Source organism: Micromonospora sp. NPDC000442 (assembly GCF_042898635.1).
Classification (GTDB): Bacteria; Actinomycetota; Actinomycetes; order Mycobacteriales; family Micromonosporaceae; genus Micromonospora.
The window spans coordinates 26,233-38,914 of record NZ_JBIAYZ010000003.1; the positions used below are offsets into that span (position 1 = coordinate 26,233).

Below are 12,682 nucleotides of genomic sequence, written 5' to 3' on the forward strand. Positions count from 1 at the left end.
GAGAACGGTTCACATTCCTTCTACCGGCCAGTAGCGTGTGACTCCGGTCAGGCGACGAGAAGGAGCGGGAATGACGGAGCGGATCGAAGGCCACGGCGGGGAGCTCGCCCTCGCGGCGCTGCGCGCGTACGGGGTGCGGGAGATGTTCACCCTCTCCGGCGGGCACGTGTTCCCGCTCTACGATGCCGCACACAAGACCGACTTCCCGATCTACGACGTGCGCCACGAGCAGTCCGCCGTCTTCGCCGCCGAGGCGGTGGCCAAGCTCCAGCGCCGGCCCGGGCTGGCCGTACTCACCGCCGGCCCCGGCGTGACAAACGGCATCTCCGGTCTGACCAGCGCCTTCTTCAACGCCTCGCCGGTACTCGTGCTCGGCGGCCGGGCGCCCCAGTTCCGCTGGGGCTCGGGCAGCCTCCAGGAGATGGACCACCTCCCGCTGGTCGCCCCGGTCACCAAGCACGCCGAGACGGTCTTCAGCGCCGACGACATTCCGCGGGCGGTGGCCGCCGCGCTGACCACCGCCCTCACCCCGCACCGGGGGCCGGTGTTCCTCGACTTCCCGCTGGAGGCGGTCTTCTCGGTCGGCGACGCGGAGCTGCCGGCCGGGCCGCAGCTCAGCCCGCTCGAAGCCGACCCCGACGAGGTGGCCCGCGCGGCCGCGCTGATCGCGGGCGCGACCCGTCCGGTGATCATCGCCGGGTCGGACGTCTGGACCGGTGACGCCGTCGACGAGCTGCGGGCGGCGGCCGAGGCGCTCACCGTGCCGGTCTTCACCAACGGCATGGGTCGGGGCGCCCTGCCGCCGGAGCACCCGCTGGCCTTCGCCAAGGCCCGTCGGGTGGCCCTGTCCAACGCCGATGTGGTCGTGGTGATCGGCACCCCGTTGGACTTCCGGCTCTCCTTCGGCGACTTCGGCGAGGCTCAGGTGGTGCACATCGTCGACGCGCCCAGCCAGCGCGCCGGTCACGTACAACCCGCCGCCGCCCCCGCCGGTGACCTGCGGCGCATCCTCACCGCCCTGGCCGATCACCCCGGCGACCGGCTCGACCACGACGACTGGGTCGCCCAGCTGCGCACCGCGGAGGACGCGGCGAAGGCCCGCGACGCCGAGGAGATGGCGGCCGAGACCGACCCGATCCGCCCGGCCCGGATCTACGGCGAGCTGCGAAAGGTGCTCGCCCGTGACGCGGTCACCATCGGCGACGGCGGCGACTTCGTCTCGTACGCGGGGCGCTACCTGGAGCCGGCCCAGCCCGGCACCTGGCTCGACCCCGGCCCGTACGGCTGCCTCGGCACCGGCATGGGCTACGCGATGGGTGCCCGGGTCACCCACCCGGACCGGCAGGTCTGCGTGCTGATGGGTGACGGCGCGGCCGGCTTCTCCCTGATGGACGTGGAGTCACTGGCCCGGCAGAAACTGCCGGTGGTCATCGTGGTCGGCAACAACGGCATCTGGGGCCTGGAGAAGCACCCGATGCGGGCCATGTACGGCTACGACGTGGCCGCCGACCTCCAGCCCGAGCTGCGCTACGACCAGGTGGTCGGTGCGCTCGGCGGGGCGGGCGAGACGGTCGCCAAGGCCGCCGAGCTGGGTCCGGCCCTGCAACGGGCCTTCGACGCCGGGGTGCCGTACCTGGTCAACGTGCTCACCGATCCGGCCGACGCGTACCCCCGCTCCTCGAACCTGGCCTGAGCCGGGGCACCCCGCCCCGGCCGCTACATCTCGGGGCGGGGTTCCTCGCGCGGTGGCTCGCCCTCGCGTTTGCGCAGGTCGTCCTCGCGTTTGCGCAGGTCCTCCTCCCAGCGGCGGAAGAGTTCCTGGTCCTCCTGCCGCGAGCGCTCCTCGATCGAGCGGAGGAACTCCGGGTCGTCGTCCGGCGCGGGCGGCCGAGGACGCTCGGCCGGGCGTGCGCCCGGAGCCCAGGACGTCGACCCACCGGCAGGCTTTCGCTCGCGACCGGCGACGAACCAGGCGATCGAGCCGACCAGCGGGAAGAACAGAATGATCAGCAGCCAGGCGATCCGGGGGAGGTGGCGGATGCCGTCCTCCTCGGCGGAGAGGCAGCTGATCAGGGCACAGACGGCGAGGACGACCTGCACCAGGAAGAGGAGGATGTACAGCCGGGCCATGTAACCATCATTACCTACCGGGCACAGCGGTCACACCCCGCGCAGCACCAGCAGTGCGCCGAGCAGTGCGAATCCGGCGGCGGCCAGCCCCACCAGGGCAAAAAGCCGACCGCCGGTCGGGGGCACGCCGCTGCCGGTGGCCCGTCGCCAACAGAGCGTGACGACCACGCCCCAGCCGAGGATGGTCAGCGCCGCCAACCCGGCTCCGACCGGCCCGCCGGTGAGCGCGAGCCGGACCGTCAGCAGCGCCACCACGGTCAGCGTGAGCAGGGTGCGCCGCCAGGCCAGCCGGGTGCGTTCGGGTTGCAGCCCCGGGTCGCGGACCGTGCTCATCCGCTGATCGCCCCGGCGAGCACCGCCACCACCAGCGACAGCGCGCCGAGGCCGACGATCAGGGCGAGGACGGCCGGGAAACGGGACGCGGGCAGTTCCTCGCCGAGCCGGATGGCCCGTTCGGTGCGTGCCCAGTGGTCGACGGCCCGGATCGCGACCACGCCGCCGAGCAGCAGCAACGCCACGGCGATCGCCTCGCGCAGGTGGACCAGGGCGAGGTTCGGCAGGAACTGCGCGGCGGCGAGTCCACCGGCGATCAACGCCAGTCCGGTACGCAACCAGGCCAGGAACGTGCGTTCGTTGGCCAGCGAGAAGCGGTAGTCGGGGGTGCTACCCACCGACCGCAACTCCTGCGGATCGAACCAGTTCCTGATCATCTGCATCACGTTGGTGATTATCCGGTTTCCAGCGGGAATAGTTTGGGGGCATGACGGATCTTGACGCGATCACCCTGCGGGCGGCGTACGACACCCAGCTGCGGCCGGATCTGCCCGACCCGGTACCCGACGGCGTCGTGGTGGAACCCGACGGTCCGTTGTTCCGGGTGCTGGGCCTGGACCAGTGGGGTTCGGTGACCTACCGCGACCTCGGTGGGTTGGCCGGCGCCGAGCTCGACGAGTTGATCGCCCGGCAGGTGGCGGTGTCCCGCGAGCGGGGTGAGCCGGTCGAGTGGAAGCTGCACGGTCACGACGAGCCGGCCGACCTGCCGCAGCGGTTGCGAGCCGCCGGCTTCGTGCCGGAGGAGCAGGAGACCGTCGTGGTCGGCCCGGTCGCCCCGCTGGCCGCCGCGCTGCCGGTGGTCCCCGAGGGCGTACGCCTGCGGGAGGTGACCGGGCGCGCGGACCTGGACCGGATCGCGGAGCTGAAGACCCAGGTGTGGGGGCGTGACCTGTCCGGACTGGCCGACGGGCTGGAACGGGAGATCGCCGCCGATCCGCAGGCGATCACGGTCGTGGTGGCCGAGGCGGGCGAGACGATGGTGAGCGCCGGTTGGGTGCGGTATCCGGCCGACAGCACGTTCGCCACGCTCTGGGGCGGCTCGACGCTGTCGCAGTGGCGGCGCAGGGGCATCTACCGGGCACTTGTCACCTACCGGGCCCGGCTGGCCGGGGCGCGTGGCCGGACCTTGGTGCAGGTCGACGCGTCGGATGAGAGCCGTCCGGTGCTGGAGCGGCTCGGGCTCGTCCCGGTCACCACCACCACGCCCTACGTCTACACTCCGTGATCATGAGCCAGCGGCTGACGGACGACGAGAAGATGACCCTGAAGACGGGTGCCTTCGGTGCGGTGCTGATGGTCTCGAACGCCGACCCGGGGGTGATCGCGTTGTTCCGGGAGAGCTTCGCGGCCTCCGGGGCGATGGCCGATGCCAGTGGCGTGGTGAAGGAGGCGTTGACCAGCGGGCCGTTGCCGAAACTGCCGCGCGACTCGGCGCTGGAGGTGGAGTCGGTGGTGCTGCCGGCGCTGCGCCGGGGGGTCGAGATCCTGACCGAGAAGGTCCCGCAGGACGTCCCGGTCTACCGCGCGGTGGTGCTGGCGGCGGCCGATCGTACGGCCCGCGCCCACGACGGCGTGAGTCCGGCCGAGGCCGAGGTGATCGAACGCATCAGGGGCGTGCTGGGCGCCGATGCTACTGGCAGGTAACATGGCGCCGTGGGCAACCGCACAACAGCCCTTGGTTGACCGGACGGCACCGCACGCGCGAGGCTGCGCCCAGATCGGGGCGAAAAATCACATAACCACAGCAGGAGGGTCGTCGAAGCGCGATGAACATCGTCGTACTCGTCAAGCAGGTGCCTGATTCGGGCGCGGACCGCAACCTGCGTACTGACGACAACACTGTCGACCGCGGTTCGGCGAACAACGTCATCAACGAGATGGACGAGTACGCCATCGAGGAGGCGTTGAAGATCAAGGAGGCGCACGGCGGCGAGGTGACGATCCTGACCATGGGTCCGGACCGGGCGACCGAGTCGATCCGCAAGGCGCTGTCGATGGGCCCGGACAAGGCGGTGCACGTGGTGGACGACGCCCTGCACGGCTCCTGCGCCGTCGCCACCTCGAAGGTGCTCGCCGCCGCGCTCGGGCAGCTCAATGCCGACCTGGTGCTCTGCGGCTCCGAGTCGACCGACGGGCGGGTGCAGGTGATGCCGCACATGCTCGCCGAGCGGCTCGGCATCGCCGCGCTGACCGGTGCGCGCAAGCTCACGGTCGACGGGGCCACGCTGACCGTGGAGCGGCAGACCGAGGAGGGCTACGAGGTGGTCACCGCCTCGACCCCGGCCATCGTCTCCGTGTGGGACACGATCAACGAGCCCCGGTACCCGTCGTTCAAGGGCATCATGGCCGCCAAGAAGAAGCCGGTGCAGACGCTCTCCCTGAGCGACCTGGGTGTGGCCGCGAACGAGGTCGGCTTCGACGGGGCGACCAGCACCGTGGTGGAGCACAGCAAGCGTCCGCCGCGTTCGGGTGGCGTCAAGGTCACCGATGAGGGCTCCGGCGGCACGCAGCTCGTCGAGTTCCTCGCCACCGAGAAGTTCGTGTGAGGGGTGTGGGACATGTCTGAGGTTCTCGTCGTCGTCGAAGCCACCGCGGAGTTCGGCGTCAAGAAGGTCACCCTGGAGATGCTCACCCTCGCCCGTGAGCTGGGCTCCCCGTCGGCGGTGGTGCTCGGCGGCACCGGTGCCGCCGAGGCGCTCGCGGGCAAGCTGGGCGAGTACGGCGCGGAGAAGATCTACGCGGCCGAGGGTGACGAGATCGACGGCTACCTGGTGGCGCCGAAGGCCACCGCGGTCGCCGACCTGGTCAAGCGGGTGCAGCCGGCCGCCGTGCTGCTCGCCTCCTCGCAGGAGGGCAAGGAGATCGCCGCCCGGCTGGCGGTCAAGCTGGACAACGGCATCCTGACCGACGTGGTGGGCCTGGCCGCCGACGGCACCGCCACCCAGGTGGCCTTCGCCGGGTCGACAATCGTGAAGTCCAAGGTCACCCGGGGCCTGCCGCTGGTCACCGTCCGGCCGAACTCGGTGAACCCGACGCCGGCCGCGGCCACTCCCGCGGTCGAGCAGCTCACCGTCGCCGTCACCGACAACGACAAGCTGGCCAGGGTGGTCGACCGGGTGGCCGAGCAGAAGGGTTCCCGCCCCGAGCTGACCGAGGCCGGCGTGGTCGTCTCCGGCGGTCGCGGCGTCGGCAACGCGGACAACTTCAAGCTGGTCGAGGAACTGGCCGACCTGCTCGGCGGTGCCGTCGGCGCCTCCCGGGCCGCGGTCGACTCCGGCTTCTACCCGCACCAGTTCCAGGTGGGCCAGACCGGCAAGACCGTCTCCCCGCAGCTCTACGTCGCGCTGGGCATCTCCGGCGCGATCCAGCACCGGGCCGGCATGCAGACCTCGAAGACCATCGTCGCGGTCAACAAGGACGGCGAGGCGCCGATCTTCGAGCTGGCCGACTTCGGGGTGGTCGGGGACCTGTTCAAGATCGTCCCGCAGGCCGCCGAGGAGATCCGCAAGCGCAAGTGAGCCGTACGCGAGCAGCCGCCGTCCGGGTTTCCGGGCGGCGGCTGTGTCGTCGGTGGCATGGGGAGCTGATCGGCGGGCCGGGGAGCTGAACCGGCCCGCCGATCAGCCCGTCAGGGAGCCCCGCAACAGGCTGTCGCCGGAGTGGGCGGTGTCGTTGTCGAACTCCTCGGCCGAGACGTCGACGATCGAGTACTGCCCCAGGTCGACGTTCGGCGGCAACGGCAGCAACACGTCGGAGCCGTCGCCGAGCACACCTACCGAGAACATCTCCATGTTTCGCGGGTTGATGAGCCAGACCTCGTAGTACCCCGGTACGGCCGGGAGATTCGCCACGTGCAGGTGCAACTCGCCGGTGCCCAGCACCCGGGCGTCGCCCTGGGCCGCCGGTGGGGTCGACCCGTACGCCGCCAGTGGTGCGCTGGCCACCACCGTCGGCTCGGCGGGCGTACCGTCGCGCAGCACGGCGACGGTGCCGACCACACCGACGGTGGCGGCGGCGACCGCCGTGACCGCCGTCGTGGCGAGCCGTGACCAGCGCCCGCTCCGCGATCGGCGCGGCCCGGGCGGGGCGTCGGTGGTGACCGGGCCGGCCGGGTCCGGCCGCTGCCGGTCGGCGGCGAGCCGGGGCAGTTCCTTCGCCGCCGTGATCTCGGCCATGATGCCCTGCCAGACGTGTTCCGGCGGGTCGGGCAGCTCGCGCAGCTCCTGACTGGCGGCGCCGAGGCCGGCGACGTGGCGCAGGCTCTCCAACTCCGCCTGGCAGTGCGGGCAGGCGTCGAGGTGGGTGCGGTCGGAGGTGTCCACCTCACTCTCACCGAGCGCCAGAAATACCAGCCGGTCGTGCTCCAGGTGCTGCACCGTCCACCTCCCATCTGCGCTTCAGACTTGCCATGCCCCGCCGGATGTGACTCTTGACCGTGCCGAGCGGCACCCCGGTCATCGTCGCGATCTGCTGGTGGGTCAGGTCGTCGAAGAAGGCCAATTCCAGCATGCGCCGCTGTTCGTCCGGCAGCCGCGCCAGCTCGTCGGCCACCACCAGCCGGTCGACCACCGTGTCCGGGTCGCTGCCGGCGGGTGCCGGCTCAGGCAGTTGGCGTACGGTCTCGACCACCCGGTTCTCCCGGGCGGCGGACCGCAGCCGGTCGATCACCTTGCGCCGGCCGATGCCCAGCAGCCAGCCGACCAGCGAGCCCTTCGCCGGATCGAAGGTCTCTCGGCCGAGCCAGGCGGCGACGAATGTGGCCTGGGTCGCGTCCTCCGCGTCGCTGCGGTTCACAAGCGTGCTGGTGGCCAGATGGAGAACGGCCCGACCGTACCGGTCGTACGCCTCGCGCAGCGCCAGCTCGTCGCCGGCACGGAAGCGGTCGGCCAGCTCGTCCTCAGGTGTGCCCGGTTGCTGCCGGATCCCGGTCACGGGACGGTTCGCCTGGTTGGGGGCATGCCCGACTGTAGCTCGCACCGGCGCCGTCCCCTCTGTCAGCCCAGCGTCTCCTCGGCCTCTCTTCGTCCGTCCGGTGCCTGACGGATGCGGTTGCGACCGGAAAAAGAAAGTCGCACCGGCCCGCATCCGGGCGGCGACGAGCCGGCGTAACTCGGGGTGCACAGCAAGCCTGACGAAATGGCATGGACCACCAGGAGGCAGACATGCAGTTCGCGTACCTTCGCCGCGTCGCCGCGGGTGGCGCGGTCGCCGCGCTGACCTTCGTCGGCGCCGGCCTCGCGACGGCGACCCCGGCTTACGCCGCCGACTCGAAGGTCTCCGTCGTGCACGGCATTCCGGACACCCCTGTCGACGTCTACGTCAACGGCGAGAAGACCCTGGAGAACCTTGAGCCGGGTGACGTGGCCGGGCCGCTGGACCTGCCCGAGGGGCAGTACGACCTGGCCCTGACCAGGCCGGGCGAGCCGATCGGGCAGGCCATCCTCACCGCCGACGACGCCGAGGTCCCCGGCGGGGCGAACATCAGCATCGCCGCCCACCTCGACGCCGACGGTCAGCCCACGATCACCCCCTTCGTCAACGACACCGCGAAGGTCGACGCCGGCAAGGCCCGGCTGATCGTCCGGCACACCGCCGCCGCGCCCGCCGTGGACGTGCGGGCCGGCGGCAGCCCGGTCTTCGAGGGCCTGACCAACCCGAACGAGGCCAAGGGCGACGTGGATGCCGGCAGCGTCTCGGCGGACGTGGTGCTCGCCGGCACCGACACCGTGGTGATCGGGCCGGCCGACCTCAACCTGGCTGAGGGCACGGCGACGATCGTCTACGCCATCGGCTCCGCCGAGGCGGAGAACCTGTCGATCGTGGCGCAGACCATCGACGGCCTGCACTCGGCGCCGTCCGGCGTGCCGAGCGGCACCGGCGGACAGGCCGGCACCGGCCTCGGCACCTGGTGGTACGCCCTGGCGGGTGCCGGGATCCTGCTGCTGGTCGCGGGCGGGGCGCGGGCGGCTGTCGTCCGGTCGGGTCGCCGGTGACCGTCGTCAACCGTGGGGCGCTGGCGGCGGTGGCCGCCGGCGCCGCCGCGCTCGCCGTCGCGGCGGTGGTGGCGGTCGTGTCCCGGCCGGCGGGAGACGTCGGCGCCGAGCAGGCCGCCGCCCTGGCCAATCCCACCCCGTCGACCACCGGCCCCACCGTGGCGGTGGCCCCGGGCGCGCTGCCCGACGACGCCGAACCGGTGCGCCCGGTCCGGCTGCGCATCCCCGCGATCGGGGTCACCGCGCGGGTCGACCCGGTCGGCGTCAACGAGCGAACGCGGGAGTTCGACGTGCCGCCAAGCGTCGACGAGATCGGCTGGTACCGCTACGGTCCCGGGCTGGAGGCCGAGTCCGGCTCGGTGGTCATCGCCGGGCACGTCGACAGCGCCGAACAGGGCAAGGGTGCCTTCCACCGGCTGCGTGAACTGGCACCGGGTGACACCGTGACGGCCACCGGCGACGACGGGACCGAGCGGACCTACCGGGTGGTGGCGCGGGAGGAGTACGACAAGACGAAGATTCCGCTGGAGCGCTACTTCGCCCGCGACGGGCGCCCTCGCCTGACGCTGATCACCTGTGGCGGGCCGTTCGACGCCGACGCCCGCCGTTACCGGGACAACATTGTGGTGACCGCCGCACCGGTCTGACGTCCCGCCAGGCAATCCGGTCTGCGGTCGACACCGGAGTGGTCGTTAGGCTGAACCGTGATGGCTTACCTGGATCATGCCGCGACCACTCCGATGCTCGACGAGGCACTGGAGGCGTACGTCGCGACCGCCCGCGAGGTCGGCAACGCGTCTTCCCTGCACGCGTCCGGCCGGCGCGCCCGTCGCCGGGTGGAGGAGTCGCGGGAGCGGGTGGCCGCCGCGCTGGGTGCCCGGCCGTCCGAGGTGATCTTCACCGGTGGTGGCACCGAGAGTGACAACCTCGCGGTGAAGGGCATCTTCTGGGCGCGCCGGGCCGCCGACGCCGGGCGGCGCCGGGTGATCTCCAGTGCCGTCGAACACCACGCCGTCCTCGACGCGGTGGAGTGGCTGGACCGGCACGAGGGCGCCGAGGTGGGCTGGCTGCCCGTCGACGGGGCCGGGCGGCTGCACCCGGACGCGCTCCGCACGGAACTGGCCGAACACGGCGACCGGGCGGCGCTGGTCACCGCCATGTGGGCCAACAACGAGGTCGGCACCGTCCAGCGGATCGGCGAGCTGGCCGCCGTGGCGGCCGAGTACGGCGTGCCGTTCCACACCGATGCCATCCAGGCGGTCGGTCAGGTGCCTGTCGACTTCGCCGGCAGCGGCGTCGCCGCGCTCACCGTGACCGGTCACAAGCTCGGTGGCCCGGTCGGGGTCGGCGCGTTGCTGCTCGGCCGGGACGTGACGGCGGTACCGCTGCTGCACGGCGGGGGACAGGAGCGGGACGTGCGGTCCGGCACCCTCGACGCGGCCGGCATCGTCGCCTTCGCGGTCGCCGTCGAAGCGGCCGTCAAGGGCCAGCAGGAGTACGCGGCCGGGCTGGCCGCGCTCCGGGACGACCTGGTGCGGCGGGTCCGCCAGGCGGTCCCCGAGGTGGTCTTCAACGGTGACCAGACCGATCGGCTGCCCGGCAACGCGCACTTCTCGTTCCCCGGTTGCGAGGGGGACGCGCTGCTGCTCCTGCTGGACGCCCAGGGCATCGCCTGCTCGACCGGCTCGGCCTGCTCGGCCGGGGTGGCACAGCCCTCCCATGTGCTGCTGGCGATGGGCGCGGACGACGACCGGGCTCGCTCGTCCCTGCGGTTCTCCCTCGGCCACACCAGCACCACCGACGACGTCGACGCGCTCATCGCCGCCCTTCCGGGGGCCGTGGAACGGGCCCGGCGGGCGGCGGGCCCGCGTACGCCCCGCTGAGCCGGTGCCGGGCGGGGATAGGCTCGGTGGGAAGGGAGAGTGGTCCGGGTGAGGGTGTTGGCGGCGATGTCCGGCGGCGTGGATTCCGCCGTGGCGGCGGCGCGGGCGGTGCAGGCCGGGCATGACGTGACCGGCGTGCACCTGGCGTTGGCACGCAACCCGCAGACCTACCGCACCGGAGCCCGGGGGTGCTGCACCCTGGAAGACTCGCGGGACGCCCGGCGGGCCGCCGACGTGCTCGGCATCCCGTTCTACGTCTGGGACATGGCCGACCGCTTCCACGCCGACGTGGTCGACGACTTCGTCGCCGAGTACGCGGCGGGGCGTACCCCCAACCCGTGCCTGCGCTGCAACGAGAAGATCAAGTTCGCCGCGGTGCTGGACCGGGCGGTGGCCCTGGGGTTCGACGCCGTGGTGACCGGCCATCACGCCCGGCTCGGTCCCGACGGCCTGCTGCGCCGCAGCGTCGACGCGGCCAAGGACCAGTCGTACGTGCTGGCCGTGCTCACCCGCGAGCAGTTGGACCGCTCGATCTTCCCGCTGGGGGACTCCACCAAGGCGCAGGTCCGGCAGGAGGCCGCCGAGCGTGGGCTCGCCGTCGCCGACAAGCCGGACTCGCACGACATCTGCTTCATCGCCGACGGTGACACCCGCGGCTTCCTGGCCCAGCGCCTCGGCGAGACGCCCGGCGACGTGGTCGACGCGACCACCGGTGCCGTGGTGGGGCAGCACGCCGGTGCGTACGCGTACACCGTCGGCCAGCGGCGCGGCCTGCACCTGGACCGGCCCGCCCCGGACGGCCGGCCCCGCTACGTGCTCTCCATCACGCCGAAGACGAACACCGTCACCGTCGGCCCCGCCGAGGCGCTTGAGGTCTCCGAGGTCACCGCCACCCGCCCGGTCTGGACCGGCGGACCGCGACCCGACGGCCCGATCGAGTGCGAGGTGCAACTGCGCGCCCACGGCGTCGTGGTGCCCGCCGCCGTCACCGTCGACGGCGAGACCCTCCACGCCGACCTGCGCCACCCGGTGCGCGGCGTGGCCGCCGGCCAGGCCATCGTCGCCTACCGCACCGACCCCGCCGGCGACATCGTCCTCGGCTCCGCCACCATCACCGACTGACAGCCCCGCCAACCGCTCGCCCTCCGCCTCGGCCCTCCGCCTCGGCCCTCCGCCTCGGCCCTCCGCCTCGGCCCTCCGCCTCGGCCCTCCGCCTCGGCCCACGAGTTGCGGTATGTCGGGCCTTCCCGCCGGCGTGACCGCCCGACATACCGCAAGCCGTGATCTCGCCGAGGGTCGGACTGCGGGAGGTACCCTGCGGCGGTGAGTGATCAGGGGCTGCCGTGGGGAGTGGGCGCGGCGACGGGGCTGGGGTCGTTGCCGGGGACCGACATCGCCGAGGCGCAGCGGATCGTTTTCGGTGAGCTGCCCGACCTGCCTCATCTGCCGGAGCTACCGGCCCGTGGCCCGGGCGCCGACGTGATCGGGCGTACCGGCGGTCTGCTGGTGGAGCTGCCGGTCGAGCTGTACGCGGCGCGGTGGCGGGTGGCCCCGCGTCCCGGCCGCGACCTGCGCCGGGCCCGCGACCTGATGGAACGTGACCTGGACCAGCTCGCCGAGCAGGCCGAGGAGTACGCCGGCCCAATCAAGATCCAGGCAGCCGGCCCGCTGACCCTGGCCGCCTCGATCGAGCTGCCGATCGGCGGTCGGATGCTGCGCCATCCCGGCGCGCTGCGGGACCTGGCCGGCTCGCTGGCCGAGGGGCTGCGCGGCCACGTCGAGGCGGTGACCCGCCGGTTGCCGCGCGCGTCGGTGCTGCTCCAACTGGACGAACCGTCCCTGCCGGCGGTCCTGGCCGGCCGGATCCCCACCGAGAGCGGCCTCGGTGCCTACCGGGCGGTGGAGACGGGCGACGCCCGTGGGTTGCTGAGCACGGTGGTCGAGGCGGTCGGGGTGCCGACCGTGGTGCACTGCTGCGCCCCGGACGTGCCGCTGGACCTGCTCCGCTCCACCGGAGCGATGGGCGTCGCACTCGACCTGAGCCTGCTCACCGACCTCGACCCGCTCGGCGAGGCACTCGACGCCGGGTTCGGGCTGCTGGCCGGCGCCGCACCGACGACGCCGACCGGTCGCGCGCCGACCTCCGCCGACCTCGCCGACCGGGTACGCACGCTCTGGGACCGCCTCGGGTTTCCGCGCCGCCGGCTCGCCGAGCAGGTGGTGGTGACCCCCGCCTGCGGCCTGGCCGGTGCGGACGCGGCGTACGCCCGGGCGGTCCTCGCGGCCTGCCGGGACGCCGGGCGCCGGCTGTCCGAGGAGTGAGGTTTCTGGTCGTACCCACCG

At 72.7% G+C, this 12,682-nt stretch carries 15 protein-coding genes; 10 read left to right on the forward strand and 5 right to left on the reverse strand.

Annotated features, from left to right (window positions below; all coding sequences use genetic code 11):
- Positions 1 to 70 precede the first annotated feature (70 nt).
- On the forward strand, positions 71 to 1,693 hold the full coding sequence (locus ACFY2A_RS05040) for an acetolactate synthase (RefSeq protein WP_387168659.1): 1,623 nt from the start codon (positions 71 to 73) through the stop codon (positions 1,691 to 1,693).
- Positions 1,694 to 1,716: 23 nt separating this feature from the next.
- Here ACFY2A_RS05040 and ACFY2A_RS05045 read toward each other — a convergent pair whose 3' ends face one another.
- The 3 genes from ACFY2A_RS05045 to ACFY2A_RS05055 are packed head-to-tail and all read right to left on the reverse strand — an operon-like array spanning position 1,717 to position 2,840.
- The gene (locus tag ACFY2A_RS05045) at positions 1,717 to 2,130 is read right to left on the reverse strand and encodes a PLD nuclease N-terminal domain-containing protein (RefSeq protein WP_387168662.1); all 414 of its coding nucleotides are present in this window, start codon (positions 2,128 to 2,130) and stop codon (positions 1,717 to 1,719) included.
- 30 nt (positions 2,131 to 2,160) lie between these two features.
- Positions 2,161 to 2,463, reverse strand: a complete 303-nt coding sequence (locus ACFY2A_RS05050; RefSeq protein ID WP_363916778.1) for a DUF202 domain-containing protein — start codon at positions 2,461 to 2,463, stop codon at positions 2,161 to 2,163.
- Complete coding sequence (locus tag ACFY2A_RS05055) at positions 2,460 to 2,840, reverse strand: YidH family protein (protein ID WP_387168666.1); 381 nt, start codon at positions 2,838 to 2,840, stop codon at positions 2,460 to 2,462. Before ACFY2A_RS05055 ends, ACFY2A_RS05050 begins: the two co-directional genes overlap by 4 nt.
- A 50-nt stretch (positions 2,841 to 2,890) precedes the next feature.
- Between ACFY2A_RS05055 and ACFY2A_RS05060 the strand changes: the two genes are divergently transcribed.
- The 4 genes from ACFY2A_RS05060 (at position 2,891) to ACFY2A_RS05075 (ending at position 5,981) form a co-directional block, all read left to right on the forward strand.
- A complete protein-coding gene (locus ACFY2A_RS05060) occupies positions 2,891 to 3,688 on the forward strand; it encodes a GNAT family N-acetyltransferase (protein ID WP_387168669.1) in 798 nt (265 codons plus the stop codon).
- Positions 3,685 to 4,107, forward strand: coding sequence for a hypothetical protein (locus tag ACFY2A_RS05065; protein WP_387168672.1), 423 nt, complete (start codon positions 3,685 to 3,687; stop codon positions 4,105 to 4,107). The genes ACFY2A_RS05060 and ACFY2A_RS05065 overlap by 4 nt, the downstream gene beginning before the upstream one ends.
- Positions 4,108 to 4,229: 122 nt before the next feature.
- Positions 4,230 to 5,009: an electron transfer flavoprotein subunit beta/FixA family protein gene (locus ACFY2A_RS05070; RefSeq protein WP_363916786.1), complete on the forward strand. Its 780-nt coding sequence runs from the start codon at positions 4,230 to 4,232 to the stop codon at positions 5,007 to 5,009.
- 12 nt (positions 5,010 to 5,021) lie between these two features.
- Positions 5,022 to 5,981 carry an electron transfer flavoprotein subunit alpha/FixB family protein gene (locus ACFY2A_RS05075; RefSeq protein WP_387168675.1) on the forward strand — a complete coding sequence of 320 codons (960 nt, stop codon included), beginning with the start codon at positions 5,022 to 5,024 and terminating at the stop codon, positions 5,979 to 5,981.
- Positions 5,982 to 6,083: 102 nt separating this feature from the next.
- On the opposite strand, the gene ACFY2A_RS05080 is transcribed toward ACFY2A_RS05075, so the two are convergent.
- Both ACFY2A_RS05080 and ACFY2A_RS05085 read right to left on the reverse strand, forming a co-directional pair.
- Positions 6,084 to 6,839: an anti-sigma factor gene (locus ACFY2A_RS05080; RefSeq protein ID WP_387168678.1), complete on the reverse strand. Its 756-nt coding sequence runs from the start codon at positions 6,837 to 6,839 to the stop codon at positions 6,084 to 6,086.
- A complete protein-coding gene (locus ACFY2A_RS05085) occupies positions 6,793 to 7,395 on the reverse strand; it encodes an RNA polymerase sigma factor (protein ID WP_387169474.1) in 603 nt (200 codons plus the stop codon). The genes ACFY2A_RS05080 and ACFY2A_RS05085 overlap by 47 nt, the downstream gene beginning before the upstream one ends.
- Positions 7,396 to 7,625: 230 nt before the next feature.
- On the opposite strand from ACFY2A_RS05085, the gene ACFY2A_RS05090 reads away from it, so the two are divergent.
- The 5 genes from ACFY2A_RS05090 to ACFY2A_RS05110 all read left to right on the forward strand — a co-directional run bounded on the left by ACFY2A_RS05090 (position 7,626) and on the right by ACFY2A_RS05110 (position 12,661).
- Positions 7,626 to 8,456, forward strand: a complete 831-nt coding sequence (locus tag ACFY2A_RS05090) for a DUF4397 domain-containing protein (protein WP_387168681.1) — start codon at positions 7,626 to 7,628, stop codon at positions 8,454 to 8,456.
- The gene (locus ACFY2A_RS05095) at positions 8,453 to 9,103 is read left to right on the forward strand and encodes a class F sortase (RefSeq protein ID WP_387168684.1); all 651 of its coding nucleotides are present in this window, start codon (positions 8,453 to 8,455) and stop codon (positions 9,101 to 9,103) included. The genes ACFY2A_RS05090 and ACFY2A_RS05095 overlap by 4 nt, the downstream gene beginning before the upstream one ends.
- 60 nt (positions 9,104 to 9,163) lie before the next feature.
- The gene (locus ACFY2A_RS05100; protein ID WP_363916796.1) at positions 9,164 to 10,339 is read left to right on the forward strand and encodes a cysteine desulfurase family protein; all 1,176 of its coding nucleotides are present in this window, start codon (positions 9,164 to 9,166) and stop codon (positions 10,337 to 10,339) included.
- Positions 10,340 to 10,387: 48 nt separating this feature from the next.
- Positions 10,388 to 11,461, forward strand: coding sequence for a tRNA 2-thiouridine(34) synthase MnmA (gene mnmA / locus ACFY2A_RS05105; protein ID WP_387168687.1), 1,074 nt, complete (start codon positions 10,388 to 10,390; stop codon positions 11,459 to 11,461).
- 201 nt (positions 11,462 to 11,662) lie between these two features.
- Positions 11,663 to 12,661, forward strand: a complete 999-nt coding sequence (locus ACFY2A_RS05110; protein WP_387168690.1) for a methionine synthase — start codon at positions 11,663 to 11,665, stop codon at positions 12,659 to 12,661.
- Positions 12,662 to 12,682 lie beyond the last annotated feature (21 nt).